Annotated in this window: 24 protein-coding genes; 14 read left to right on the forward strand and 10 right to left on the reverse strand. The window is 41.9% G+C overall.

Annotated features, from left to right (window positions below):
• Nucleotides 1-72 precede the first annotated feature (72 nt).
• Complete coding sequence (locus BMZ06_RS03750) at nucleotides 73-879, forward strand: muramidase family protein (RefSeq protein WP_089750277.1); 807 nt, start codon at nucleotides 73-75, stop codon at nucleotides 877-879.
• Between the two features lie 95 nt (nucleotides 880-974).
• Here BMZ06_RS03750 and BMZ06_RS03755 read toward each other — a convergent pair whose 3' ends face one another.
• Complete coding sequence (locus tag BMZ06_RS03755) at nucleotides 975-2,042, reverse strand: branched-chain amino acid aminotransferase (protein ID WP_089750279.1); 1,068 nt, start codon at nucleotides 2,040-2,042, stop codon at nucleotides 975-977.
• A 458-nt stretch (nucleotides 2,043-2,500) separates the two neighbouring features.
• Between BMZ06_RS03755 and BMZ06_RS03760 the strand changes: the two genes are divergently transcribed.
• The 5 genes from BMZ06_RS03760 (at nucleotide 2,501) to BMZ06_RS03780 (ending at nucleotide 7,389) form a co-directional block, all read left to right on the forward strand.
• On the forward strand, nucleotides 2,501-2,692 hold the full coding sequence (locus BMZ06_RS03760) for a hypothetical protein (RefSeq protein ID WP_089750282.1): 192 nt from the start codon (nucleotides 2,501-2,503) through the stop codon (nucleotides 2,690-2,692).
• Nucleotides 2,693-2,794: 102 nt separating this feature from the next.
• On the forward strand, nucleotides 2,795-3,484 hold the full coding sequence (locus BMZ06_RS03765) for a response regulator transcription factor (RefSeq protein ID WP_089750283.1): 690 nt from the start codon (nucleotides 2,795-2,797) through the stop codon (nucleotides 3,482-3,484).
• A complete protein-coding gene (locus tag BMZ06_RS03770) occupies nucleotides 3,481-4,485 on the forward strand; it encodes a sensor histidine kinase (RefSeq protein ID WP_089750285.1) in 1,005 nt (334 codons plus the stop codon). The genes BMZ06_RS03765 and BMZ06_RS03770 overlap by 4 nt, the downstream gene beginning before the upstream one ends.
• A 209-nt stretch (nucleotides 4,486-4,694) precedes the next feature.
• The gene (locus BMZ06_RS03775; RefSeq protein ID WP_089750288.1) at nucleotides 4,695-5,456 is read left to right on the forward strand and encodes an ABC transporter ATP-binding protein; all 762 of its coding nucleotides are present in this window, start codon (nucleotides 4,695-4,697) and stop codon (nucleotides 5,454-5,456) included.
• Entirely contained in the window at nucleotides 5,446-7,389 is a 1,944-nt protein-coding gene (locus BMZ06_RS03780) for an ABC transporter permease (RefSeq protein WP_089750290.1), read from the forward strand. The genes BMZ06_RS03775 and BMZ06_RS03780 overlap by 11 nt, the downstream gene beginning before the upstream one ends.
• Before the next feature lie 91 nt (nucleotides 7,390-7,480).
• Here BMZ06_RS03780 and BMZ06_RS03785 read toward each other — a convergent pair whose 3' ends face one another.
• Nucleotides 7,481-7,990 (reverse strand): O-acetyl-ADP-ribose deacetylase, encoded by a 510-nt coding sequence (locus tag BMZ06_RS03785; RefSeq protein ID WP_089750292.1) that lies wholly within the window; start codon nucleotides 7,988-7,990, stop codon nucleotides 7,481-7,483.
• Between the two features lie 98 nt (nucleotides 7,991-8,088).
• Between BMZ06_RS03785 and BMZ06_RS03790 the strand changes: the two genes are divergently transcribed.
• The 3 genes from BMZ06_RS03790 (at nucleotide 8,089) to BMZ06_RS03800 (ending at nucleotide 12,317) form a co-directional block, all read left to right on the forward strand.
• Nucleotides 8,089-8,715 carry an NUDIX hydrolase gene (locus BMZ06_RS03790; RefSeq protein WP_089750293.1) on the forward strand — a complete coding sequence of 209 codons (627 nt, stop codon included), beginning with the start codon at nucleotides 8,089-8,091 and terminating at the stop codon, nucleotides 8,713-8,715.
• A 354-nt stretch (nucleotides 8,716-9,069) separates the two neighbouring features.
• On the forward strand, nucleotides 9,070-11,295 hold the full coding sequence (locus BMZ06_RS03795) for an alpha/beta hydrolase family protein (RefSeq protein ID WP_089750295.1): 2,226 nt from the start codon (nucleotides 9,070-9,072) through the stop codon (nucleotides 11,293-11,295).
• Between the two features lie 116 nt (nucleotides 11,296-11,411).
• On the forward strand, nucleotides 11,412-12,317 hold the full coding sequence (locus BMZ06_RS03800) for a ferritin family protein (protein ID WP_175477790.1): 906 nt from the start codon (nucleotides 11,412-11,414) through the stop codon (nucleotides 12,315-12,317).
• A 212-nt stretch (nucleotides 12,318-12,529) separates the two neighbouring features.
• On the opposite strand, the gene BMZ06_RS03805 is transcribed toward BMZ06_RS03800, so the two are convergent.
• Both BMZ06_RS03805 and BMZ06_RS03810 read right to left on the reverse strand, forming a co-directional pair.
• Nucleotides 12,530-13,246 (reverse strand): LppM family (lipo)protein, encoded by a 717-nt coding sequence (locus BMZ06_RS03805; protein WP_175477791.1) that lies wholly within the window; start codon nucleotides 13,244-13,246, stop codon nucleotides 12,530-12,532.
• 156 nt (nucleotides 13,247-13,402) lie between these two features.
• Nucleotides 13,403-15,037: an SLC13 family permease gene (locus BMZ06_RS03810; RefSeq protein WP_089750300.1), complete on the reverse strand. Its 1,635-nt coding sequence runs from the start codon at nucleotides 15,035-15,037 to the stop codon at nucleotides 13,403-13,405.
• Nucleotides 15,038-15,231: 194 nt separating this feature from the next.
• Here BMZ06_RS03810 and BMZ06_RS03815 point away from each other — a divergent pair, with 194 nt between their 5' ends.
• The 3 genes from BMZ06_RS03815 (at nucleotide 15,232) to BMZ06_RS03825 (ending at nucleotide 18,344) form a co-directional block, all read left to right on the forward strand.
• Nucleotides 15,232-16,326, forward strand: coding sequence for a tartrate dehydrogenase (locus BMZ06_RS03815; RefSeq protein ID WP_089750302.1), 1,095 nt, complete (start codon nucleotides 15,232-15,234; stop codon nucleotides 16,324-16,326).
• Between the two features lie 88 nt (nucleotides 16,327-16,414).
• Complete coding sequence (locus BMZ06_RS03820; RefSeq protein WP_089750304.1) at nucleotides 16,415-17,134, forward strand: GntR family transcriptional regulator; 720 nt, start codon at nucleotides 16,415-16,417, stop codon at nucleotides 17,132-17,134.
• A 61-nt stretch (nucleotides 17,135-17,195) separates the two neighbouring features.
• Nucleotides 17,196-18,344 carry a glycerate kinase gene (locus BMZ06_RS03825; protein WP_089750306.1) on the forward strand — a complete coding sequence of 383 codons (1,149 nt, stop codon included), beginning with the start codon at nucleotides 17,196-17,198 and terminating at the stop codon, nucleotides 18,342-18,344.
• A gap of 178 nt (nucleotides 18,345-18,522) precedes the next feature.
• On the opposite strand, the gene BMZ06_RS03830 is transcribed toward BMZ06_RS03825, so the two are convergent.
• Nucleotides 18,523-19,722, reverse strand: coding sequence for a DUF819 family protein (locus tag BMZ06_RS03830; protein ID WP_245755947.1), 1,200 nt, complete (start codon nucleotides 19,720-19,722; stop codon nucleotides 18,523-18,525).
• Between the two features lie 183 nt (nucleotides 19,723-19,905).
• Here BMZ06_RS03830 and ymzB point away from each other — a divergent pair, with 183 nt between their 5' ends.
• Nucleotides 19,906-20,259 (forward strand): protein YmzB, encoded by a 354-nt coding sequence (ymzB, locus tag BMZ06_RS03835; RefSeq protein ID WP_089750308.1) that lies wholly within the window; start codon nucleotides 19,906-19,908, stop codon nucleotides 20,257-20,259.
• A 202-nt stretch (nucleotides 20,260-20,461) separates the two neighbouring features.
• On the opposite strand, the gene BMZ06_RS03840 is transcribed toward ymzB, so the two are convergent.
• The 3 genes from BMZ06_RS03840 to BMZ06_RS03850 all read right to left on the reverse strand — a co-directional run bounded on the left by BMZ06_RS03840 (nucleotide 20,462) and on the right by BMZ06_RS03850 (nucleotide 22,313).
• Nucleotides 20,462-21,304 carry a nucleotidyltransferase domain-containing protein gene (locus BMZ06_RS03840; protein ID WP_089750310.1) on the reverse strand — a complete coding sequence of 281 codons (843 nt, stop codon included), beginning with the start codon at nucleotides 21,302-21,304 and terminating at the stop codon, nucleotides 20,462-20,464.
• Nucleotides 21,305-21,486: 182 nt separating this feature from the next.
• Nucleotides 21,487-21,984 (reverse strand): hypothetical protein, encoded by a 498-nt coding sequence (locus BMZ06_RS03845; protein WP_245755948.1) that lies wholly within the window; start codon nucleotides 21,982-21,984, stop codon nucleotides 21,487-21,489.
• Between the two features lie 146 nt (nucleotides 21,985-22,130).
• Nucleotides 22,131-22,313 (reverse strand): PspC domain-containing protein, encoded by a 183-nt coding sequence (locus tag BMZ06_RS03850; RefSeq protein WP_089750313.1) that lies wholly within the window; start codon nucleotides 22,311-22,313, stop codon nucleotides 22,131-22,133.
• A gap of 289 nt (nucleotides 22,314-22,602) precedes the next feature.
• Here BMZ06_RS03850 and BMZ06_RS03855 point away from each other — a divergent pair, with 289 nt between their 5' ends.
• Nucleotides 22,603-23,199: a VanZ family protein gene (locus BMZ06_RS03855; protein WP_089750316.1), complete on the forward strand. Its 597-nt coding sequence runs from the start codon at nucleotides 22,603-22,605 to the stop codon at nucleotides 23,197-23,199.
• 341 nt (nucleotides 23,200-23,540) lie between these two features.
• On the opposite strand, the gene BMZ06_RS03860 is transcribed toward BMZ06_RS03855, so the two are convergent.
• Both BMZ06_RS03860 and BMZ06_RS03865 read right to left on the reverse strand, forming a co-directional pair.
• Nucleotides 23,541-23,726 carry a hypothetical protein gene (locus tag BMZ06_RS03860; RefSeq protein ID WP_089750318.1) on the reverse strand — a complete coding sequence of 62 codons (186 nt, stop codon included), beginning with the start codon at nucleotides 23,724-23,726 and terminating at the stop codon, nucleotides 23,541-23,543.
• Between the two features lie 343 nt (nucleotides 23,727-24,069).
• Nucleotides 24,070-24,903 carry an STAS domain-containing protein gene (locus tag BMZ06_RS03865; protein WP_089750534.1) on the reverse strand — a complete coding sequence of 278 codons (834 nt, stop codon included), beginning with the start codon at nucleotides 24,901-24,903 and terminating at the stop codon, nucleotides 24,070-24,072.
• Nucleotides 24,904-25,577 lie beyond the last annotated feature (674 nt).

Here is a 25,577-nt window from a genome sequence, read left to right on the forward strand (position 1 = left end):
GTTTAGATTACAGAATAAACCGAAACACAATTAATGTAACACTTTTGAAATATTTTAAAGGAGGGGTCCTGTATGAAAAAAACAAAATATCTTGTGCCGTTATTAGCAGCGGGAATGACGTTTGGGGTTGGTGCCGGCAGTGCATCAGCTGAGAATTCAACGGTGACCTTTGAACGAGGAGACACGCTTTGGAGTATTGCACAGGAATACAGTGATGTGACCGTGGAAGATTTATATAAGTGGAACCCGGGTATCGATGCGGATGTTATTCAGCCAGGTTCTAAAATTACAGTGAAAACAGATGAAACGATACGGGAAGAAGTGCCTACAGAAGAATTCCACACCGTAACTCCTGGAAGCACCCTATACAGCATTGCGAACCTTCACAAGGGAGTTACACTTACAGAATTATTTGAATGGAATCCTGGTATTGACCCATGGAACCTGCAGATTGGTTCTGAGGTCCGGGTCAGTCCGCCTGAGGATCAGAATTCACATGAAATCTATCACACCGTAGAACCAGGAGAAACACTGTACAGCATTGCGAACCTTCATAAAGGAGTGACTCTTGAAGACTTGTATGAGTTAAACCCGGGTATTAACCCTCGCAATCTACCGATCGGATCCGAAGTGCAGGTTTATGAGAATGGGGATAAATCCGGCCCTATCGCAGATGGTGTAACGAAACAAGAAGCAGAAAAGCTGGTCAGGAAATATAAAGATTTGGAGAACGAACCGGCTATGAAAGTAGAATATGACCGCATGGTGGATCGCCAATACCTCGTACACGTCTATGAAAATGTAGACAACCATACAGCCACATACGGCTGGTACCTTGTCGATCCAAAAACCGGAGACATCCGCAACTATATGAAATAACCAAAAAAAGAGCAAAAAAATTCCACCTCAGGTCATCCAATATTTGGATGACCTGAGGTGGAATAATTTGTATTTGTATTCGGGTACTTAGATTTTTAGATTTCGACGGTCCAGCCGTAATCGTCTTCTTTTCTGCCTCGCTGGATTCCGGTTACGGTATCATAGAGTTTCTGAGCTACCGGTCCGATCTCGTGGTTATTGACAACCATTTTCTTCCCGAGCCAGTTGAATTCCCCTACCGGAGAAATGACAGCGGCGGTGCCTGCGCCAAAGGCTTCTTCCAATTTACCTTCTTCATAGTACTGATACAGTTCCTCAATCGAGATTCTTCTCTCATTCACCGTCCAGCCCCACTCTTTCAGTAGTTCAAGAATGGAGGTACGCGTAATTCCTCTCAGAATACTCCCGCTTAAAGCCGGTGTCACGATCTCTCCATCGATTTTGAAAAAGATATTCATACTTCCGACCTCTTCAATGTAGCGCTTCTCAACGCCGTCAAGCCAGAGTACATCCGCATTTCCTTCCTTGCTCGCTTTTTCCTGGGCCTGATAGCCGGAGGAGTAGTTACCGGCGGTTTTCGCCATTCCGGTTCCACCCTTCACCGCACGTGTAAATTCTTCTTCGACGTTAATCGTGACCGGACGAATACCGCCTGAAAAATAAGGACCTACCGGTGAAAGAATAATCATAAACTTATACATCTTCGAAGGAGCCACGGCAAGGCTCGGTTCCGTCGCTATAATGAACGGACGGATATATAAGGACGTGCCTTCAAATTCCGGCACCCAATCCCTTTCCAAATCGATCAGCTTTTTCAAGTAATCCATGACCTCTTCTTCATCAATCGGCGGAATGCTCAAACGTTCGCTGGAAAGGTTCAAACGCTCGAAGTTTTTTTCAGGTCTGAACAATAGTACACGACCGTCATCAGTACGATAGGCTTTCAAGCCCTCAAATACGGTTTGGCCGTAATGAAAAATCATCGCAGCAGGATCAAGAGTCAGTGGTTCATAGGGAACGATCCGCGGCTCATGCCACCCTTTGCTTTCTTCATAATCCATCACAAACATGTGGTCCGTAAAGGTTCGGCCAAAAGGGATCTGGCCGCTGTCTGGTTTTTGCTTTCTTAGGCGACTTTCTACAGTAGTTAATGATCGGGTCATAGGACAAATCTCCTTTTCCTGTCTTTGTGTACATCTATTCTTTAAATGAACAAAGGATTAGATATTAGTATTCATTGTACGTGGAACGGCTGGACTTTTAAAGAGTCAGGTCTCCATTTTTAGAAAATTTGAATTAAGATTCGTGAATGTGTAAGCCCAAAAGACCCCAATCGTAATTTTTATGCAGGATTGTATGGACGTCTCTTTTTGGTATATTGTAATAATATGGTATTTTTCATTATATACAATGAATGTAGTAAGTGGAGATTTTGATTCTCTCGCAGCTTATGGTCTACAGGCAGTTTGATTTTTGTGTTTACAGAAGGGTATCGATATTATTTTGAAGAGAATCGGAAAATCAACGGCTTTCTGTTTATGTGTGTAACAGGAACGATGTTACTTTTCGTATTGATTATGACCCTTACTGGATGATTTATGAATTTGGAGGGAATGGAGACATGACGCCAAGAAATACGGCGAGAACAGATAAAGAAAAAAATAGAGATATCGGGAGTTTTATCTTCGTGCTGGCCTCTATCATTATGGGGCCTTACTTATATAACACATTCAGCATACCAGTCAATATAGCTCTGGTGCTCGTTACCTATGTGCTTCTTCAGCTTGTCATCGGATGGTTATCTAACAACTGAACAATATTCCTGTTAAAAATACCGCTTCACCTCTATAGCCCCTGCCCCGATGTTTGCTATACTTTCTTTAGTCAGTAAAATGGAAAAGAGTGGTGAGACCTTGTGTTTAAGATCCTTTTGGTCGAAGATGATGCGACCCTATTTACAGAAATGAAAGACCGTTTAGCCCAGTGGTCCTATCAGGTCCATGGAATTACGGATTTTACGAAAGTAATGGAAGAATTCACGGCCACCATGCCGCACCTCGTGATTATCGATATCCAGCTCCCCAAGTATGACGGCTTCCACTGGTGCCGCATGATCCGGGAACACTCAAACGTCCCGATTGTCTTTCTATCTTCCCGCGATCACCCCACCGATATGGTCATGTCCATGAATCTCGGAGCCGATGATTTTGTACAGAAGCCGTTTCACTTTGAAGTCTTAATTGCAAAAATCCAGGCCGTGCTCCGGCGTGTGTATAATTACAATGCCGAACCTCCCGTGCTAAAAACGTGGCTCGGTGCGACCATCGATTATGAGCGGAACCGGGTTCAATATAACGAGCAAACCATTGAACTTACAAAAAACGAAATGTTCATCCTGAAATTACTCGTGGAACGGAAAAACAAAATTGTCAGCCGTGAGGATTTGATTACAAGCTTGTGGGAAGATGAGCGATTTGTTAGTGATAACACGCTCACAGTAAATGTGAATCGTTTACGGAAAAAACTTTCCGACCTCGGGCTTGGCGATTCGATCCAGACTAAAGTCGGGCAGGGCTACACGGCCGTCGAAAAGGCCGAATCATGATCCGGAAATTTCTCCTGGAAAAAATCAGCTGGATTGGTTTCTTTCTTATTCTTCAGCTTCTCGCGCTGCTCATCGCCTATGTAGATACGAATCTGGCGCTAAGCTCGATGTATTATTACACGTTTTTATCGTCGCTTCTGTTTCTGATTTTTTTATTTATCCGGTACCAGAAGGAAACCAGATTTTACAGAGAGATGGACGACCGAGCAGCCAATCTCGATGTGACCACCATTCCCGATGGGGAAAGCCCGTTTGAAAAAATCACCGAAACCAGCATGGTCGATCAAATGGAACGGTTAAAAAAGGAATCTTCCCACAATCAATCGCTGTTGGAGCAGGAAAAAGACGACATGCTTGCCTGGATTCATGAAGTCAAAACTCCGCTCACGTCGATGCATTTGATTTTTGACCGAATCAGCGACCAGAAAACCCGGTCCCAGCTTACCTACGAATGGCTGCGAATTCACTTGCTGCTGGATCAGCAGTTACATAAAAAGCGGATGCCTTTTATCAAAAATGATTTATACATGGAAGAGATTCAACTGGAGCCGCTCATTTTCTCAGAATTGAAGACCCTGCAGTCCTGGTGCATCCAAAAAGGGATCGGTTTTGATATCGATTTGGAAGTGGCCTCTGTTTTATCCGACAGCAAGTGGCTCGCCTTTATGCTCCGGCAGCTCCTCACCAATGCGGTTAAATACAGCGAAGCCTCAGAAATTATGATACGCAGCTTCGAAGACAATGGGCAGACCAGGCTGGCTGTCACCGATACCGGACGAGGAATTGACGCAAGGGATCTGCCGAGAATTTTTGATAAAGGTTTCACATCGACGTTGGCTCACCATGACCATGCCGCCACCGGGATGGGGCTGTACTTAACTCATAAAGCTGCCGACTCCCTGAACATCAACATAGAAGTGGACTCTAAACTTGGAGAGGGCACGACGTTTACGCTGGTTTTTCCTAAGCGGAATGATTTTGTGGAAATACGAGATCAATAATGTGGTAAAAAGCTTGTAAAAAGCAACGATTTTTACAAGCTTTTTTGTATTGAACGTAAAAAAAACACACGCGCGAAATGTTTCCCCCGGCATATGAGTGATCGATATGACAAAAATGTCACTTTGTACTGGGTCATTGTTAGGTCATTGAAAGGAAAAAGAATCAGGAAATTTATACAATAGAATTAACAAATAAAGGGGGAAGCGAGATGAACATTTTAGAAGGATACAAAATTCATAAAAGCTACGGCAACAAATTTACGAAACAGCATGTGCTCATGGGAATCGACATGAGCATTGAAAAAGGAGAATTTGTCAGCATTATGGGCGCGTCCGGATCCGGCAAAACGACCTTGCTGAACGTCCTCTCTTCCATCGATCGTGTGAGCCACGGCACCATTACGATCAACGGTGAGGAAATTACCGGCCGGAAAGACAAACAGCTGGCGGAATTCAGAAAACACCACCTCGGGTTTATTTTTCAAGAATACAACTTGCTCGATACCCTTACGGTGAAAGAAAATATCCTCCTGCCGTTATCGATCGCTAAAGTTTCGAAAAAAGAAGCGAACCGGAAATTCGACGCGGTCGCGGAAGAGCTTGGGATTAACGATGTTCAGGATAAATACCCGAACGAAATTTCCGGAGGTCAGAAACAGCGCACATCTGCGGCCCGCGCATTTATCCACGAACCGAGCATTATCTTCGCCGATGAGCCGACGGGAGCACTCGATTCGAAGTCCGCTTCTGACCTTCTTAATAAACTCAGTGATTTGAACGAAAAGAGAGATTCCACGATCGCGATGGTTACCCACGACCCGGTAGCCGCAAGTTATTCGAGCCGTGTCATTTTTATTAAAGACGGGCAGATTTATACGCAATTACGAAAAGGCGACCAGTCGCGGAACGCTTTTTTGAAAGACATTATGAAAACTCAGGGTGTGCTCGGCGGGGTGCAGTATGAATATTAACCAGATCATCTTCCGCAATCTGAAAAAGAACCTGAAGAACTACTACTTGTATGTGTTCGCGCTGATTTTCAGTGTGGCGCTCTATTTCGCTTTTGTTACCTTGCAATACGATCCGGCGATGGATAGTACGAAAGGGACGCTGAAAGGCGGTGCGGCCGTCCGGACTGCATCGGTGTTATTAATTGGTATTGTCGCCGTTTTCCTTGTCTATGCTAATAATATTTTTATTAAACGAAGAAGTAAGGAAATCGGCATGTTTCAGCTAATTGGGCTGACGAAAAACCGCATCTTCCGGATTCTTAGTGCAGAGAATTTAATCATTTATTTTGGTTCGTTGATCGTGGGTATCTTTCTTGGTTTTGCTGCCTCAAAACTGATCCTCATGATTTTGTTCCAGATCACCGATGTAGAAACGGCGGCGACTCTCAGGTTTTCGTTTAAAGCTATGGTGCAGACACTGGGCGTATTCGGCGGAATCTATGTACTCATTATGGGAATGAACTACCTGTTCATTCAGCGGCAGACGATTCTTTCCCTGTTCCGTACTTCTTCAAAAACTGAAGGCAAAGTGGGCCGGATATCGCTATTTGAAATCATTATGGGGATTCTGGGGCTTGGACTCATTGCCACGGGGTATTATGTTTCTTCCCAGCTATTTTCCGGGGCGACAACCTCCATGAACAGCTTGTTCGGCACAATGATTTTTATTCTCGCATCCGTCATCATCGGCACGTACTTCTTTTATAAAGGATCGGTACGGTTTGTAGCGAATATCATTCGCAAGAACAAACAGGGCTATATGAATATTAATGAAGTGCTGTCTCTGTCTTCTGTGATGTTCCGCATGAAATCTAATGCGATGCTGCTGACGATTATTACTACGGTATCCGCTCTTGCGATTGCCCTGTTGTCCTTAAGTTATATTTCTTATTACTCTGCTGAAAACTCTGCTGGGCTTGGAGCGCCGAATGATTTTTCCTTTGTTACTGAAGGGCAGGCGGAAGAGTTCACTGAAAAGCTTGACGGGATTCCTTACACCGAAGAGAAGATTGATGTGCTAAGGGTTGCTATTAATGTGGAGGATATTGTCGAAGCCAACATGGAAGATCTGGGTGGTTTTGATGCTGAGGAAATGACGCTGTCTGTAATAAAAGATACAGCCGTTGAAGGGATCGATGTCGGGCAGGACCAGACGATCTTTACTGGGTTTTACGATGCCCTCCAGCGAATGATGCAATTGGAAGACTCAGGAGAGCTAGTGTTTAAGGGGAAAGAAGAATCCTTTAATTTAAATTTCTTAGGAGTTTCAAGGGAGAGCGTCCTTTCTGGTTACTTTTCTGGAGGAGGGATGCCCACTGCGGTTGTAGATGAAACCGTTTATAACCAACTATCGCAAGACCTTAACCCTGATATTCAGGGAGAGTACTCCCAATATATTGGCATAAACCTGGAGTCTGAAGAACAGGTAGAAGAAGCAGATGAAGTGTTCCAAAGCCTGGCACTCAGCAATGAGGTTGGCACTAACTCGCGGTACGCAACTACCAAGAACCAGAAACAGAACATGGGGCTGATCATGTTCATCGTCGGCTTCCTCGGACTCACCTTCTTAATTACATCCGGCTGTATCCTATATTTCAAGCAGATGGATGAAGGCGAAGAAGAACGTCCGAACTATACAATATTAAGAAAGCTCGGCTATACAAATGCGGATTTACTGCGAGGCATTCAGGGCAAACAGGTCTTTAACTTTGGCATCCCGCTTCTCGTCGGCCTGCTGCACAGCTACTTCGCAGTCCAATCAGGCTGGTTTTTCTTTGGAACCGAGCTATGGATTCCGATGTTCATCGTGATGGGCCTGTACACAGGTCTCTATTCCATATTCAGCCTGCTCTCCGTCCTCTACTACAAGCGCATCATCAAAGAAGCCCTGTAAGGTTGTAGGGTTGATACATTTATTTCCACCTCAGGTCATCCAGAATCTGGATGACCTGAGGTGGAATATTTTAGTTGGTCAGCTTTGCCCTTCACTTGCTCAGTCGGTTTTCGTAAATTTGTTTGTTCTCTTCGTCGAAGCAGACGAAATAGACGTGTTCGATTTCTTCGTGGTCCTCTAAACAGTCCTGAACGGTGCGGATGGCAATATCAGCCGCTTCTTCTTTCGGAAAGCCATAAATTCCAGTGCTGATATTCGGGAATGCCACGGTTCGAAGGCCATGTTCTGACGCACGCTTCAGGGAGTTACGATAGCAATCCGCGAGCCGGTCCGCTTCGTTCTTATCGCCGCCATTCCAAACGGGCCCCACGGTATGAATCACTTTCTCAGATGGCATGTTTCCAGCTGTTGTCACCACCGCTTCACCTGTTTCGCATCCGTCAAACTTCTTACTCTCTTCCATAATCGCTGGACCGCCGGCCCGGTGAATCGCTCCATCAACACCGCCGCCACCGGCGAGCTTTTTGTTCGCCGCGTTCACCACCGCATCCACCTCCATTTTAGTAATATCACCTTTGATAATTTCAATTCTCTGATTCACATGTATCCACTCCTTTTGAAGATGAACTTGAGCGTTTCCAACTTACGGATGCTTGTTCATTTGTTATAGTAAAGATAGAGAAAGTTTGAGGTGAAGTTATGGATCCGGAAAATCTACTCCATAAAGTCAGCAAGCACAGCCCGTCCATTCTTGGAAGTAAAAATTTCGTGAAATTCGCTATTCTGCTACCGCTTATTGAGAAAAACAATGAAACACACGTCCTGTTTGAAGTTCGTTCTCATAAAATGAGAAGACAGCCCGGTGAGATCTGTTTTCCCGGCGGCAGAATTGACCAGCAGGATCCCGACGCAAAAGCTGCAGCCCTCAGGGAAACAAGGGAAGAACTGGGCATACCTGAACGGGATTTGCTGCACGTTCACCCCCTTGATTACATGGTTTCCCCGTTTGGGATGATTGTATATCCTTATGCAGGCTACATTAACCAGCCTTACAGCGCTGTTGACCCGAACCCAGATGAAGTCGGTGATGTATTTACGGTTCCCTTATCCTATTTAATGGAAACCGAACCCGAAATTCATCACGTTGGGTTTGAGGCAAAACCGAAGGAAAATTTCCCTTTTGAATTGATCGAGGGTGGCAAGGATTACAACTGGCAGACCCGCCAGTTTGAGGAGTACTTTTACAAGTATGAGGATAAAGTGATCTGGGGATTGACGGCTCGTATTCTCTCACACTTTATTGACATGGTTTCTTCTGAGAACTAAACAGATAAGCAGCTTCCAAAAATGGAAGCTGCTTTTTTTGGTAACCAAAAAATGAATGTGTACAATTACCAAAGCTCGAGTCCGTCACTCGCTATCCGTGGAAGACCTTCACCGTAAACCAATACCTCGAAACCGAGTTTTATAGAATAGGATAGCATTCGTTTAATAAGACCTTCCTCATCTAAATAGAGTGTCTCTACTAATGGCAATTCGTTTTGATGAACCTCTTAGTATCAAACGGTAACAGAACCCCTTTCTAATTTAAGTGTTGATTTTTTAAACCTATACGTTGATAATGATTATCAAAATCATTTATGGACTTTTGCTTCCTACTATAAAAAAGGAGATATGAAAATGAAAAATTTACTTAAACCGGTGATGCTTATGGCGGCCGTTTTAATGGTCTATGATGTATGCAGCCATAAATCAGCCGCGGCAGAAGAACTGCCTGATCATTCCTATGTCGATTTTTCCAGTGATCGTTCGACATGGTTTTTCAGAACAGATGGAGGAAACCGTCAAGTCGCTTTTTTCGACTTTTTCTCCCCCCTGGATCCTACTGTGAAAGTAAAAGCGTACGATCCTTTAACGATGTATGAATTAGATCATGCCTATGAAATCCGCGAAGATGGTTCACTCATGATCCAGCTTGAGGAGTTGAAAAAGTTGTACGATCCGTACTTTGATTATGAGGTTACGGATGACATGCTTCATATTCGTCACACGGTCTATGACAAGCTTGTGACAGATAGACACGGTCAACGGGCACCGACCATAGAATATACGAAAAAAGTATGGGATGTAACGTTTGATTTGACTGGAAACGGTGCAAAGGATGCGGGCGTGTATGATTATGAAGAGTACCTTCCTGTGGAGGGAGGAAGAAATAAACCAGAAATCAATCCTGTTGATTTGAATGCTGAAGAAAGCGAGGAGCAGCACCCTTTTACTTTTTCTAAAGGAGGCGTGGAAGTAAAAGACGGGGACTATTACGTTCCGCTTGCAGAGATGATGGAAGTGATGGGGAAAGTGAGTTTCGAAGAAGAAGGGTATTTGGCCATTCAAGCAGAGGGCATGCCTGATGTCACGGAATCTGTGAATCGATCGGATCAAGAAGTAAAGATCGATGACCTCGTAGTTCCAAAACCGTCCAATACTTGGCACGGCGGAGCGTTAGAAGAAGTTGATCCTGATTATACATGGGCCGATTATATGGACGATGTCGCAGATGGAAAACGTCAGACAGGCTGGTTATGGAAGTCATTCTATATGCCTTCTGGGAACGATTTCAAGGATGAAAATGGTGAAAAAGTGAAGCTTGACGCTGATCGTATTGTTCCGTTCTCCTTATATGTGCCGCAGGATTACGATGCGGAAAAGACACGGCTCACGTATATGCTGCATGGAGGGACAGGTAATGAACATACTCCTACGTCCCGACTGATCAAAAACGACATACCAGTGGAAACTTACGCCGAAGACTATAATTATATTTTACTATCTCCAAATGGATGGACACAGAACCCATTATGGAGGCAAGGTCAGGCTCTTCAGAGTTTTGAGAGATCCTTTGACTATACATTGAATCAATTTCCTGTCGATCCTGATCATTTATTTATCACAGGGAACTCGCTTGGAGGGAGAGGTACACTTGAGCTTGCGACGCGTTTCCCTGACCGTTTCCAGGCGATGGCTCCAACCGCACCTAAAATAACCGATCGAGCTCCGGGTGGGGGGACGATGGTGAATATCGAAGGGAACGATTATGATTTACGTGCGGTCAAAGACTTGCCTGCTCTCGTCGTTCAAGGGACCGCAGATACGACGACTTCTTTTAAAGTGCAGATTGGAAACGGCGAAGCTCCAGGATCCATTGTTTCGTCCGTTATACCGAAGCTTGAGAATGCGACGTATGTCACTGTGGAACAAGGAGGGCATTCTTATTCCTATGCAGCTGTCCTTGAAATGATTTTTCAATTCTTCGAAGAACAAATTTCCGTCAATCAAGAAACAGAAGCCTTTGAGACTTTGAATCTTTATAAAAACAGCGAACAAGCCCGAATTGATCAAGAAATCTATGATCTCGAAGTACCTACAGAAACCACCGATGAAACAACAATGGTCGCTGCAGGAGACTTAGAAGAGATGTATGGAACAGATTTAAAGGTGTATCCTGTTCACCTTTATGATAGCGATCCTGACCAACCCGCGGATTATTGGACGCTTCTTCATAACGGCCAATCTTTGAACTTTACGGTTGGGGAGACTGCTTACCGCCTCAATATGGAACGATATCAAGAAGATGCTAAAGTGACGAGAAGCGGAGCGCCGAGTGATGAAGATAAACTGGAAACCGCTCCTCATTTCACGACAGCTCCCTATGAAAAGGACGGAGAAATCTATGTACCTGCAAAGGAAGTGCTTAGTGCTTTTGAACTTGAGGTCAGCGTAACCGAACAGAGCGTGTGGCAAAAGAACCGCACCGCTTTCCTCGCTTCAGGGTCTGGTTTGTTCCTTGCAATTCTTGGATTAGGCGGGTACTTCGTGAGACGAAAGCGTAAAAGGCATGCCGAAGAATAAACCGTCCAACGAAGTCAGGAGTAGAAGCACTTAGAAAAAAATGAGTTGGAACAAAACCTTTACACAGAAAAAGCATAAGATAGATGGACCTTTAATTACCGGGAGGACCATCAATTATGGATTACTATCCGTACCATCCCTACCACCAGGCCCTTATGCGTTCGCAAAAAAAATTCATGCAGGATCTTGAAAAAGCGATTAACGGTGAATACAGCGCGATTTCCTGCTACAAGAAGCTGGCGCAGCTCGCACCGGACAAACAGATTAAAAATCGACTAAATGAAATACGGAACGATGAACAAAGGCATTATGAAGAATTTCGCAGACTGTACACCCAATTAACGGGAGGCGGCCAGCCTACTCCACAAATGACAGAGCAATGCCCCGCTTCCTATGAAAAAGGCATAGTCTTTGCCTTCAAGGATGAACAGAAGACAGTTGATTTTTATCTGGATATAGCAAACCAGGCTCAGGATCCCTCTGTAAAAGAAATATTCCGCCGTGCAGCTGCTGATGAACAGAACCACGCGGTGTGGTTTTTATCCTTTCAGATGAAGAGCCCTGGACCATCAGAAGATGAGAGACAGAATACCGAGGAATACGGAGCTCAGGGAGCCATGAACGCTGCCACTTTAACGGTTCCTGATATGCTTATCTATGCTATTCAGGATGAACATTTAGCTCAGGCAAGGTATGAAGACGTTTTAAACACGTTCGGATATGTACGTACATTTGCACGGATCAAAGAAGCAGAACTTCGTCACATCAATGCTTTAAACACACTTTTCGCACGTTATCAGGTGCCATTACCTGAAGACACCTCCCAGCTCTTCATAGTAACTCCTGAAAATATCAAAAGGGCCTACGGAGCTGGCGTTCGAGGGGAAATTGACAATATAGCGATGTATAATAAATTTTTAACTTATGCACTTCCCGCTGATATACGAGTGGTGTTTACGCAGCTGAGAGATGCATCGGTGAATCATTTGGCTGCATTTGAAAGAGGACTTGAGCGAGAATAAGCAGCGATACCTGCCGCTTACTGAACCCACCCCTAAAGACACGACCAGCATAAGCCGACCATCAAAAGGATGATGGTTTTGCAATCCGTTGATAATCGGCTTATGTCTCGAGTGTCTGGGTGATGGAACAAGACGAGTTGACTCCGCAGCCAGCCCCTTCTCTTGCTTAACAATGGGACCAGAAGATATCCCGGCGGGGGCGTGTGGGCTCCTTACGATGTACGCTTCCGCTTACGAACCACAAAGAATATTACTACACCTAACAGAAGAACCCCAACTGCTGTCAGAATAATATTTCGAACTGCTGTCAGAATAATATTTCGAACGTTTGGAACCGCAGCTTCCACCATGAGTTCTGTGGTTCCAGCAGTTTGGATATTCCACGTTAATACATTGCCATTGACTTCATCGGCATTGTGATCCTTAGGCGAAATAGGCAAATCCAAGGTAAAGGTAAGATCCAGCTGATTCGAGACGAGCTGCTGCATCCCGCCTAGTAACCCTGAATTTTCAAGATCCAATTCCCCTTCTACACGGTACGTTTTCGTAAAAAATCCATCCTCCATCGACACATCTAGCGGTACATTACTTACGGCACTTCCTGATCCCGTCTCACTAACCGCTCCCATCGAAGGAATCACCTGCATATCCTGAACATCTTCAAAAGACCGCGCGGCTCTGAAGCCCCTGTATCCGTCTTCCGTGTAGGATTCAACGGTATAACCCTGAGCTTCCAATTCATCATTCACGGAGTTCAGCATAGTCTCTGCACGCTGACCGAACCGGTCGTAGGCCTCCTCCTCAATTCCTAGTGTAATCGTGCTTTCCCCGCTGCCATCTTTATTAATTTTCACGGCTACATCTCCCTGTACGCAGGCAGTTAATAGAACAAGCAGGACGGCTGTTATAAGTATCCAGGCTTTTTTCACGGTCATCTCCCCCAAAAATGGTATCTGTTTTTATTATACTCTATGAGAACTGGAGATAAAAAAAAGACCTGATGCTTGTCGATCAATCCAAGCGTAAGGTCTTTTTTTAGACGGTGTTCAATAAAATACTTTAACAAATGCGCATTTAATACATTTTTAGTTCAACAATCCCCCAAATATGATGGGCACAAAGAAGTAAACAATGATGACTGAAAAAACGATACTGCACAGATTTAACCAAACGCCAGTCAAAGCCATTTTACTCATTTTTATATAGCCTGTGGCAAATACAATAGCATTCGGAGGAGCTGCCACTGGGAACATAAATGCAAATGTTGCCCCCATACAAGCGGCCACCATTAAGATAATCGGGTCAGTTCCTAAGGCAGCAGCACCTGCCGCAACAATTGGATAGACCATAGTGGAGGTAGCTGTATTCGAAGTAAATTCTGTTAATAAGGTGATTACAGCTATGATTAGTCCAACCATGATAAAAAATGGAATGTCACTGAAATTAACGAGCTGGTTACCAATCCACTTATCAAGTCCGGAACTTACGATACCCGCAGCGAGAGCTAGTCCACCTCCAAACAACCACAATATCCCCCAGGGAAGTTTTAACACTGTATCCCAGTCCAGGATGCTGCCTTCTTTATTTCTAGAAGGGATAATAAACAAAACAAATGCTCCAAATAAAGCAATAATTGTATCGTCAATTCCTGGAATGAATTTTTCAAGCAGCACACTTCTGGTAATCCAAGCTAAGGCGGTCATGGAGAATACAGATAACACAACTTTTTCTTCGTAACTCATTTTTCCGAGCTCTTTTAGTTCTTGCTTAATTATTTTACGCCCTCCCGGAATATTTTTCACATCCATTGGATAGGCGATTTTGACTAAGTAAAACCATACGATCGGTATAAGGAGGACAACCATAGGAATCCCGAATAACATCCATCTTGCAAAAGAAATCTCAATACCATATAAATTATTTACGGTTGCAGCTAAGATGGTATTTGCCGGAGCTCCGATTAACGTACCAAACCCTCCAATAGTCGCTGAGTAAGCTGTCCCCAGCATAATGGCCGTACCAAACGGAAAATTCCCTGGAGATACATCCACTTCTGAACTTTTCTTTAATGAATCTGCTACATGCTTCGTTACGGCTAAGCTAATAGGAACCATCATCATGGTGCTGGCGGTATTAGAAATCCACATCGATAAAAACCCGGTAGCCACCATAAACCCTAAGATAATCATATTTGGACTACTTCCAATAAAAGCAATTATGGCTAAGGCAATTCGCCTGTGAAGATTCCATTTCTCCATTGTAAGAGCAATCATAAAACTACCGGCAAACAGAAATATTAAAGGATCTCCATAAGATGTTGATACTTCACCCGTTTCCATAACCCCGGTAATTGGAAACAAAAGCAATGGAAGCAATGAGGTTATCGGTATAGGCAGAGCTTCGGTCACCCACCAAGTGGCAATCCAGCTTATAAGACCGAGCATTTGTACAGCCTCTTCACTCATTCCCTCTGGATGAACTAGCAAAATAATAGACAAATATAGTAAAGGACCCAGAAACAAACCTAATTTTTGAGATGTTGAATAATTTCCTGGTTTAGGGGGTTTAGCTTCTGCTTCATCTTGAGAAGAATTGATGTCTTCTCTTACAGTCGCACTGGATGAAGCTTTAGAAAATAAAAAAGATGTAGTTTTCCTTATATCACGTCTCAGCCTATAATCCCAACGCCACATTTGTTCCCATACTAATTGAAAATACATTTGTTTAATCCATCCTTCCTCCGTTTTGATAACGCTTTCATGATTGAATAATACTTTACGTATACATTAAAGTCAAATTATTTCTAAAAATTATAAATATAATAAGAAAACAAATAATTTATTGACTTTTACGTATACATTACTTAATATTTTAAATAGTTAATCAAATCAAAATATATTAGGAGGAATTATGTATGGATGTTAAAAACCATTTTAGACTAGCCGTAATACCAGGGGATGGAATTGGTGAAGAAGTTATAAATGAAGGACTACGCGTCATAGATCATCTTTCAAAAACATCTAATAAATTCACTTTTGAAAGCGATTACTTTCCTTGGGGCTGTGAATATTATTTAGAGAATGGAAAAATGATGGCCGAAGATGGATTAGAACAAATTAAGAATCACGATGCTATCTACTTTGGGGCTGTTGGATACCCTTCTGTCCCCGATCATATTAGCCTATGGGGACTGAGACTTGCTATTTGCCAAGGGTTTGACCAATGGGCGAACATTAGACCCGTTGAATTTTTGCCGGGCATAGAAGGAAAGCTCAACCATCCAAATAAAGAAGAATTAAACTGGGTGTTAGTAAGAGAAAATACGGAAGGGGAATATTCAGGTGTTGGAGGACGAAATTTCACCGGTAGAGGGCCAGGTAAAGAAGTCGCCGTTCAATCCTCCATATTTACAGAAGAAGGCTGCGAAAGAGTCATTAGGCACGCTTTTGAATTAGCCCTGACAAGAAAAAGGAAAAAAGTAACCAGTGTTACGAAAAGTAACGCTCAACAACACGGCATGGTCTTATGGGACGAAGTGTTTGAAAGAGTAAGTAAAGACTATCCTAAAGTAGAAACTGATAAATGGCTTGTCGATGCTATGGCGGCACGATTTGTGCTGCACCCCGAGGAATTAGAAGTAGTAGTAGCATCTAACCTTCATGCGGATATATTATCTGACCTAGGAAGCGCTCTAGCAGGTAGTCTTGGCATAGCTCCAAGCGCAAACCTTCACCTTGATGGACGATTCCCGAGTATGTTTGAATCCGTTCATGGTTCGGCTCCTGATATAGCTGGAAAAGGAATAGCCAATCCAATAGGAACCATTGGAAGTGCTGCTTTAATGTTAGAACATTTGGGACACACCGAAGAAGCCCAGCTCATTAATGATGCCATACGCTCTACCACCAAAAGCGGAATATTGACAGCTGATGTTGGAGGCAGTAGTACAACTAAAGAAGTAACCGATTCAATAATATCCCATATCTCGAAAAGGTACGCGAAGGTCTAATCCTATTCAAAATAAAAGAGGGGCCTCCCTCTTTTATTTTTTCCTATTGTTATAATAGTTAGAAAGACAAAAGGTGAAGTGGTGAACTATGAAAGATCAACAAGCGAAAAACACAGAATCGTCAATCGACATCCAAAAGGTTCAAAAAGATTTAGAACCCATCATTAAAAATGTCACAGAGAGGAAACTGCCTCAGCGGGCTTATCAAATACTTCGACTGGCTATTAGAAATCTCATCATACTGCCGGGAAAGACAATCCTTGAAAGAGAAATTGCGGAAGTTCTCGGAATGAGCCGTACTCCCGTCAGAGAAGCATTGATTCGTCTGCAGACCGAAGGGGTCGTGAATCTCATTCCTAGAAAAGGGTTTGAAATAGAACCGATAGAAGCTAAAGATTTGCTTGATATTTATGAAGTCGTAGAAATGCTTGAAGGTTTAGCTGCTAAGCTGTCCACCCATACCATTAGCGAAGATGAATTAACTGAATTAGATTCACTGATTGAACATCAAGCAAAAGCACTCAATGAAAAAGATTTAGAAGAATGGGCCAGGCTTGATAATTTATTCCACTTTAAAATTATCAATTCTGCTAAAAATGAAAGGCTCGCTAACGTTATAGATGTTCATGCTGATCAATTATATCGAGCCCGTCTTATTACAATCAATCAACGACCGTTACCTTTTCAATCTATAGTAGAACACCGCGCTATTGTTGCCTGTATGAGAGCTAAAGATGGTGACGCTGCCCAAATGTCCATGCAGTCCCATAGAAAAAGAGCAAGGAATGAAATTCTTAAGGCGCTATAGAAAGTTGATAATACTGATAATCGATAGGTGAGAGTAAATAAGCCTGGAAAGGACAGAATTTATGAAATGTTTATTGGCTCCTGATTCATATAAAGGTAGTTTATCTGCTTTGGAAGTAGCTGAAAGCATGGAGAAAGGTGTAAAACATGTTTTTCCATCCTGCGAAATAAAGTCTTTTCCTTTGGCAGATGGAGGCGAAGGAACAGTTGATTCCCTTATAAATATTACAAATGGAACTAAATGGACCAACGAAGTGTCTGGACCACTGGGTGGAAAAGTACAGGCGCAATGGGGAATATTAGGAGACGGCCATACCGCTGTAATTGAAATGGCTCAAGCTTCAGGGATTACATTACTACCTGAAAACGAGTTAGATCCTATGCGAGCCACAACTTACGGGACAGGAGAACTTATAAAGAGAGCTCTTGATCATGGATGCAGAAAAATTATTTTAGGTATCGGAGGCAGTGCCACTAATGATGGGGGCGCTGGGATGGCCGAGGCTTTAGGTGTGGAGTTTTTGGATAAGGACGGGGAACATTTACCTCCAGGTGGTCAAGCACTGCAATATTTAGATAAAATAAGTACGAAACAATTGGATCCAAGAATAGTGTCTTCAGAAATTGTGGTCGCTTGTGACGTGGACAATCCCTTGTGCGGTCCAGATGGTGCATCTGCCATATTCGGTCCTCAAAAAGGAGCCACTAAAGAAATGGTTATAGAACTGGACGAAAGTCTAAAGAATTTTGGTCTTAAAATAGAGAAATATCTAAATAAAAATATTATGTACGAAAAGGGTGCTGGAGCAGCCGGAGGACTAGGCGGAGGACTTATGGCTTTTCTTGGGGCCACGTTAGTACCAGGGATCAACCTCGTTTTGGACACTATTCGCTTTGAGGAAGAATTAAAGGATACGGACTTCATAATAGTGGGAGAAGGAAAGACGGATAAGCAAACCGCATACGGGAAGGCTCCAATGGGTGTTGGAAAAAAAGCCAAAGAGTACGGGATTCCCGTTATCTGTATCTCCGGAAGTTTGAGCGAAGGGTATAGAATTTTAGCAAATCAAGGGATTCAAGCGTTTTTTAGTATAGCTAACTCCCCTTCCACTCTAAATTTTTTAAGTGAACATGCAGGTTCTCTTATCGAAGAAACCGTTAAGAATGTAATGGAAGTCTATAAATTTAATGCGCCCATACAAAGAGCTTGATGCCTCTTTTATTAAATAACAGCACCCTCTAAAAGCTGAATTTACTTTTACATTAATTTAATCATAGTAAAGAAAGGTCTTTCCTGCTTCTCTCGGAAAGACCTTTTTCATATTTGGATATTATATACTATATATGTTCTCGCTCTAATTAATCTACATGGCCATTAATAAATCAGAATTAACCGCCGGCAATCATCCGTGCGAGCTGACCACAAAGCAGGGCAGCATAAGTGCCGACGACATTACCGAGAATCCCCATCAGTAAGCCAACAGGCGCAAGAGCCGGCTGGAATACAGATGCGACAATAGGTGCCGAGCTTGTACCGCCAATGTTCCCCTGCGACCCGACTGCTACGAAGAAAAGCGGCGCTTTCAGCAGTCGTGCGGCGGCGAAGATAAAGATAATGTGGATGGACAGCCAGACCATTCCCATTAAAATAAATTGCGGCGCCTGAACGATATCCATCAGATTGGCCTGGGAACCGATCGCCGTTAAGAATAAGTAAATCCCGAGGTAGCCGATTTTACTCGCTCCGTAATACTCCAGATTCCGTACCTTCGTAAAGGATAGAAGAATGCCTACGGCTGTAATAATAAGGAACGTCCACGTAGACGTGTTCATCACATCAGACTTTGGAATAAAGGATAAATCCGCGAACAACCGAACCAAATAGGATCCGGCGAAACCGACAGCTATGATACCAAACAGCTGAGGCAGCTGAAGCGGCTTAGCGTTACGCTGAACATCCGTCGCAATTTCCTCGTTCACTTTTTTAATCTGAGCATTGTCTGCGTCATTCCAACGGTTGAAGCGATCCTGGAAATTAGCAAATGAAATCATAACACCCATCCACCCGATGCCGACCAGCGTATCGGTTAAAATTATCGGACTCAGAATATCGTCGGGTGTATGGAAGGCTTCAATCATGGCGCCCATATTGGCAGACCCGCCAATCCAGCTTCCTGCGAGTGCCCCGACTCCGCGCCAGGCTTCCTCAGGAAGAATTCCCTGAAACAGGGCGAAGGCAGTCGGTCCGCCCACAACGACACCAATTGTACCAGCAAGGAACACAAGCACAGCCTTGCCTCCAAGCTTGAAGGTCGCTGGAACGTTTGTACTGATCATTAACAGAAGCAAACCAGCCGGAAGCATATACGTGCTCATGAAACTGTACAAATCAGAGCTCTGCGGAATGATTCCGAAAGTGGTTGAAAGCATCGGTAAAAAGTACATCCAGATCAACGGCGGAAGATAGCCGAAGAATTTTTTAATCGGCTTAATGTTTACGGTAGATAACATAAAAACAATGCCGACAATCGCGATTAAATAAGCAAAAATCGCCATTGGTTCCTGTATAAAAGCTTGTCCAATATTCATGCTGCATCTCCTAACTGCAAAATCCTTTGAATTGTCAAAATATTATAGTGATAAAATTTCGCATTTGAGGAGTGTAGCACATATTTTGGAACGACAAAATAATTTTGCTTTACCCATTTATGGTCTTAAAGAAGCGCATGATTTTTTTACGGCTGGGAGACTCTAAAAGCAGGAGGGATCATTATGGACGAGCGCAGCTTATCGATTGAAGAATTTAACGAGCTTCTGCAGCAATGGAGCGGGAACACCATCCGAATTACGAAGCATGAACTTCGTGACCAGGACACCGTTTATATGAACTTAGATCACATTGATTATTCGAAAGATACGAGAAGAATGGATGATTATGAGCCGATGCACGCTTTACACCTGCACGGTACAGGCAGAACAGAAACGGATGCCCTTAATGTTCAGCCACTTCCATCTACGTATTACGAGATTCCATTGGAAGACTCTACGCAGTACCAGTTTGGCGAGAACCATTTCTCCCTGGTGACTGATCGCGGCACCTATACGATTCAGCTTATCCATTATTAAGGAGCAGCGTTTGTCCGGGATAGGCAGGCGTTTTTATGTGGGGGTTCTGGTAAAGTTCAGCATCGATATTACCTAAAAAAGGACTTCCTATTTTATGGAAGTCCTTTTTGGATATATTATTTTATAGCTCCGTTTTTTAAAAGAATTCATTTTGAGATAACTTTGTTATTTGCAACCCAACTCCTGGAGAGTAGCTCTATTATCAAAGGGGTAGATGCATTTCTCTTTTTGGATTATAAACGTCAAGCCAATTTTCCGTTTCCTCCTCTATCCAAATTCCAAAGTGCTCCAAGAAATTTAATATTTCTTCTGAATTTGATAAAGGGTTGATTGCGTACCAAAGCGCTGTTCTCATCTCTTGCTCTTTTTCGGGATAATGCTTCGAAAATAATTCATAGGCTGGGAATAGATCCCTTGTATACGACTGTTCTTGAACAATCACAAGCGCACCACCAGCCCTCACCATAATTCTCATGATCCATGAACAGCAATCTTTAATGTCCTCCATGTCGTCATTTCCTTTTAAATCATGCTTGGCTTTATCCATGAGAGGTGTTAAGTGAATGAGATGTTCATTCGCCAAGGAGCTGTCGGGTTTATAATCAGGGAGCTTACTTATTAGATTTTCGCCATAAACACAAATGCCATAGGTTTTTAGAATAAAAGGAATCATGGAGCAGTATTCCGACTCCTCAAACTCACTTAAAGGGTTGAATCCTAATTCTACACCGTTGATAAAAGAGAATTTCTGATTAATAAATTGTTCCGTCTCCTCTACCCAATTCAGGTCAAGTTCTTCAGGACTAGAATATGTTACGATGATTACGTCCACATCCGATACCCCTTCAATGTCTAACCCTCTTGGCACAGAACCTCTTATGTAAATGCTGTGGATTTCCTTTGGTAATGCGGAAAGACAGCTTTCATTTATAAGCCGGATGACTTCCAGAAATTTATTATTGATTTTTTTGTGATCAGACTGGTTTATGATGTAGCCTTCTTCGTCTAAAGAACATAAAGCCCCTATTTCTTTAATTTCAGTCATACGTATAAATCCCCTTTATTCATTAAAATGATCTTTTCACATAAAAACAGCGCATTTCTTATTCTAGATTTGCCGCCAAGACAGGAAAATTCGATTCCAAATTATTTTAAGGAAGAATTGTTTATTCATCTGTGTAAAACAGTAAAATTCGTTTAAACATTCTATTAGACTGGTTTATTCGCTTAGCGAGAAGCATGTGTATCATCGTTAATAACAATGTTTCCTACATATTGAGCAGTGTTACTTTCATCCTTAAACGTAGCTTCTAAAATGTAATTTCCTTCTTCAGTCGGGAACCTGAATTCTCTATACTCATTCATATCGATTTTGATTTTTTCTCCATTTTTCCATAGAACAGCTGTGATAGTTGGGGCCGACCAAATATCTCCGCCATTTTCTTTATTCTCTTTAAACTCTAAAGAAGCATCTTGCCCTGGGAAAACCTTTATTTCACCTTGGGATCGTCCATATTCTTCGATATCATCGAATGTTTCTTCTACTTTCCCGTTTGAGGAAGACCAACTGATATTCGCTTCTGTTAATTGTACAGATTGACTAAGGTAGTGAGCATCTATATATAAATGAGCAGTTGGAACTCCAACATCATAATCTTCAGCGATACAACCTATCAGCGCAAAGAAGAAAAACATCCCTAAAATTAATTTTAAAGATTTTCTCAAGAACAACACTCCTCCCCTTTTTACCACCATACCTATAAACTCTACTTCTTGTTAAACTTCCCTGCCTCGTAGAAAGCTACATTCATGAGCGTTCCTATGCTTATGTAATAAGGGTATGTTCGAATAAGTAATATCGTTTTTAGAGTCTATAATGACGGAGGACTATCTGAAAGGGTATTAGCAAAAATGATATAGATTAGTAAATTAGAGGGTAAAAAAATAAATAATAGCCTCACCATAAAAGATGATATTCCGAAATACTCAGCTATTCCACCACAAATTCCAGCAATTGATTTATCTGAAGAAGACTTTCTTAATTTCTTATCCATTGTATAATTCCAGTCCCCCTATGAGAATCTTTTCTTCTGAACACTATTACTACATTTTTATTAAGCAATGGCCTTCGTTTACGTAAGACTCCGTTTCGAGATATTCTGATTTACAAACAAAAAATTGACCGGTCTATACTGTGTTATTCACAAGAAGATGACCTTTATTTTACTGTTGAACTCACCACCAGATGTTGGATACAATTATGTTTAATCTTATGAATAATAATTCCTAATCGATTTAATAAAGCGTCTATAATGGAATAGAAATAAATGAAAAGGAGATTTTATGCAACCCTTGGGAATTTCTTATGATTTAACTCCCCCTTTATTTTTAATAGTTTTCATAGTTATCTGCGGGATAACCTTTTTGTATTTACATTTTAAAAAGAAAAAGAAGAACTTCAAAAAACTATTTCTTTTCGGGGCCACAATTTTTTATGTCGTATCAGTAATTAAGTTAACGTTATTACCAATAACGGTCAGTTTTAAAGAAGGAGTGTTTCCGGACCTCGCTTCTAGCGACTTTTACAATTTAGTTCCTTTTCAGACAATATCGCAAGCCTTAAGTTACGGAAATTATGTACAAGTATTCGGTAATATTGCTCTACTCTTCCCCTTACATATTCTACTTGGATTACTTAGAGGAAAGGTTTTAAGTTTTTTTAAATCCCTGCTACTATTAATTGTTATAACTCTTACGATTGAATTAACCCAGCTGATTATTAACCTGGCTACAGGAATCGCTAATAAAGTTATAGATATAGACGACTTTATATTAAATGTATTTGGCGGTTTGGTAGGTTGGTTCTTATCAAAAGCTTATATCAAGTTTTTTACTAATAAAGAATCTTCTCAAGAGAATTTACAACGGGCCACCAGTTAACGTGGCTCGTTTGATTATCTAAAATATTCTCTCGCCCCCATTTTCATACGGAGCGTAAATCCTATTTATCCATAGCCACTAGATAGTATAGGGTTGTCCCCAATATAGGAAAACTCAGTACTGAAATAATTTTGCTCATCCTAACAGAATTGATCCGAAATATAAGAAACTCATACTGAGAAAGACAAAAGAAAACGTAGTTATTGGTTTTGGTAATTTCCCCTTGGAATAAATCAACAGTAAGCCGATCAATATATGAACAGCTATAAATAGGAAAATGAACATCTTGTGCCGTCCCCCCTGGCAGTTATCTTATTGTGAATGAAACAAGTATATTGGAATTAACCTTTATACTTGTTGAATAAAAAATATCTTGCATTCACAAAAAATATAGTTCCAAGAAGAAACAACATGATTATCAACCAACTTGCAATAGCCGAATAATCACTTTTAAAAATAAATTCACTCGTTAAAGTAACAAATACCATGGCTGCCATAACAATATACAACCCTACTACATGTTTCATCAGCTGAACCTCCCTCCTATACGATAGATACAGCACTCTTTTAAAAAATCCATTGATTGACTATGTAAAGCAGCCTAATTTTAATTAAATTTTGCTCGGTAAGTTTAAAAAGCTAAATAATCTATTCTTATGTAACAGGGGCGATCCCATTATTAAGCAAACGCTCCCTTTACGGTAAGAGTTAAATTAGAGATATCTTAGAGTTAATCTTCAACTAACTTAACCGCACTTTATAGTTTATCAATGTGGATTCACAAAACTTTAATATAGATATTCAAGCTATGTTGCCTGCCCCCTTGACCTTTAAGGATCAAGGGGGCAGGCACTTTCACATTCTTTTTACCTAATCCATTTGCGGGAGGAAATATTTGCTTAACGCCTGCTGCAGAGTAGCTAAGGTTTCGGTCTGATAATTAAATGTAAGTCCGGCACTCATAACCTCTCGTACGATTTCTTTCCTTAAACCAGTAATGACCGTTTTGCAGCCCATCATATTTAAACCATCAATACTCTTCTTTAATTCAATGATTGATTCTCGGTCCATTACGGCGACTCCGGATAAATCCAGAATCAGTGTTGCTATTCTTAATTCTGAAACCTTGGTTAGCACTTTTTCCTGAAGGATTTCTGCACGTTTAGTATCCATCGTGCCGACTAATGGAAGTACGAAAATGGAATCATTAATAGGGATAATTTGTACAGAAAGATTTTCAACCAACTGTTGCTGAGACTTTATTAGTGAATCTTTATAGACGGAATACCGAATGAAGAAGGTATTCAAAAAGTCATCTACTCGATTGTTAATTTCAGTTTCCAGCTCGAAAAAATCCTTCATTTGCTCAAATTCGCTTTCCTTATAGTATTTTTCAATAAACAGCCACAATGTTCTGCGTATGGAATGCACCCATTCTAATTTGAACGATAGATCAATGGAGTGAGTGGCCCAGGCAATTCCCTCTTGTTCAGCGAATTTTTTTAAAGATTCATCTTCTCCATTAATGATATACATGACTAATGTATGCGCATTGTTAACAAGATCGATGTTTCCCACCCGCATAATTTCATCTATCTTATCTTTAACATTCACCGCTTCGGATAAAAGGGTTTGTTCAAAGAGCGTACTATTTTCCTTAAAGTATTCTTTAAATCTATTGGAGTACCCATAAAACTGTGCTATTGGACTCGCCCCTTTCTCTAAGGTTAGAAACAATAAATCTCATTCTCAAGACATCCTTCTTGTATTATTCTACAAAAGGATAAAATTCCCTACTAAAAAATAGAAATGGATTTAACCTGAACATGAAACAATCGAAGCGAATCCTTTTATCTCGCAACTGAGTCCTTCAACCATACCGCTCTTTTCTTGAAGAATCAGCAGACAATGAAGCACTTCCCTCCATCTCCCTAACATTCCCCCTCGTTTTACCACTACCTTTCCCCAGGCAAAACAAATGGGCATTTATGGTAAAATAAGCGGAAAAGGTGGTGATCGTATGAGTGATTCTAAATCCACTGACTCTATCCAGAACATGTTTTCGCTAAAAATCACCTGGCTTAGCTGGATATCAATCCTCTTTAATATCGCAGCCATCCTATTGTTTAACACTCTTCTCAACAGCGAGCCGCCCGGGGAATATATGAGCTAGCCTGCGACGACCATTTTTACTCTTTTAGCCCTGGCTGCTTTAACCGCCTTCATTGCTTTATTTGTCAGCAAAGGCTTTGGAAAATGGATAGCGGGGCTTTCTCTCATTCTTGCGTTACCTGTAGCGTTTATGATCTATACAGCCATCGCGGTATCAGGGATGGGGCAGCCACATTAATTTTTTGCTGCTTCCCTTTAATTTTTAT

The organism is Halobacillus alkaliphilus (assembly GCF_900113125.1).
In the GTDB taxonomy this organism is placed as follows: domain Bacteria; phylum Bacillota; class Bacilli; order Bacillales; family Halobacillaceae; genus Halobacillus; species Halobacillus alkaliphilus.

Excerpts from the sequence above, each read along its gene's own strand:
- BMZ06_RS03750 (WP_089750277.1), top strand. The coding sequence starts at position 73 with ATGAAAAAAACAAAATATCTTGTGCCGTTATTAGCAGCGGGAATGACG.
- BMZ06_RS03755 (WP_089750279.1), bottom strand. The coding sequence starts at position 2,042 with ATGACCCGATCATTAACTACTGTAGAAAGTCGCCTAAGAAAGCAAAAA.
- BMZ06_RS03760 (WP_089750282.1), top strand. The coding sequence starts at position 2,501 with ATGACGCCAAGAAATACGGCGAGAACAGATAAAGAAAAAAATAGAGAT.
- BMZ06_RS03770 (WP_089750285.1), top strand. The coding sequence starts at position 3,481 with ATGATCCGGAAATTTCTCCTGGAAAAAATCAGCTGGATTGGTTTCTTT.
- BMZ06_RS03775 (WP_089750288.1), top strand. The coding sequence starts at position 4,695 with ATGAACATTTTAGAAGGATACAAAATTCATAAAAGCTACGGCAACAAA.
- BMZ06_RS03780 (WP_089750290.1), top strand. The coding sequence starts at position 5,446 with ATGAATATTAACCAGATCATCTTCCGCAATCTGAAAAAGAACCTGAAG.
- BMZ06_RS03790 (WP_089750293.1), top strand. The coding sequence starts at position 8,089 with ATGGATCCGGAAAATCTACTCCATAAAGTCAGCAAGCACAGCCCGTCC.
- BMZ06_RS03795 (WP_089750295.1), top strand. The coding sequence starts at position 9,070 with ATGAAAAATTTACTTAAACCGGTGATGCTTATGGCGGCCGTTTTAATG.
- BMZ06_RS03800 (WP_175477790.1), top strand. The coding sequence starts at position 11,412 with ATGGATTACTATCCGTACCATCCCTACCACCAGGCCCTTATGCGTTCG.
- BMZ06_RS03810 (WP_089750300.1), bottom strand. The coding sequence starts at position 15,037 with ATGTATTTTCAATTAGTATGGGAACAAATGTGGCGTTGGGATTATAGG.
- BMZ06_RS03815 (WP_089750302.1), top strand. The coding sequence starts at position 15,232 with ATGGATGTTAAAAACCATTTTAGACTAGCCGTAATACCAGGGGATGGA.
- BMZ06_RS03820 (WP_089750304.1), top strand. The coding sequence starts at position 16,415 with ATGAAAGATCAACAAGCGAAAAACACAGAATCGTCAATCGACATCCAA.
- BMZ06_RS03825 (WP_089750306.1), top strand. The coding sequence starts at position 17,196 with ATGAAATGTTTATTGGCTCCTGATTCATATAAAGGTAGTTTATCTGCT.
- BMZ06_RS03830 (WP_245755947.1), bottom strand. The coding sequence starts at position 19,722 with ATGAATATTGGACAAGCTTTTATACAGGAACCAATGGCGATTTTTGCT.
- ymzB (WP_089750308.1), top strand. The coding sequence starts at position 19,906 with ATGGACGAGCGCAGCTTATCGATTGAAGAATTTAACGAGCTTCTGCAG.
- BMZ06_RS03840 (WP_089750310.1), bottom strand. The coding sequence starts at position 21,304 with ATGACTGAAATTAAAGAAATAGGGGCTTTATGTTCTTTAGACGAAGAA.
- BMZ06_RS03850 (WP_089750313.1), bottom strand. The coding sequence starts at position 22,313 with ATGGATAAGAAATTAAGAAAGTCTTCTTCAGATAAATCAATTGCTGGA.
- BMZ06_RS03855 (WP_089750316.1), top strand. The coding sequence starts at position 22,603 with ATGCAACCCTTGGGAATTTCTTATGATTTAACTCCCCCTTTATTTTTA.
- BMZ06_RS03860 (WP_089750318.1), bottom strand. The coding sequence starts at position 23,726 with ATGAAACATGTAGTAGGGTTGTATATTGTTATGGCAGCCATGGTATTT.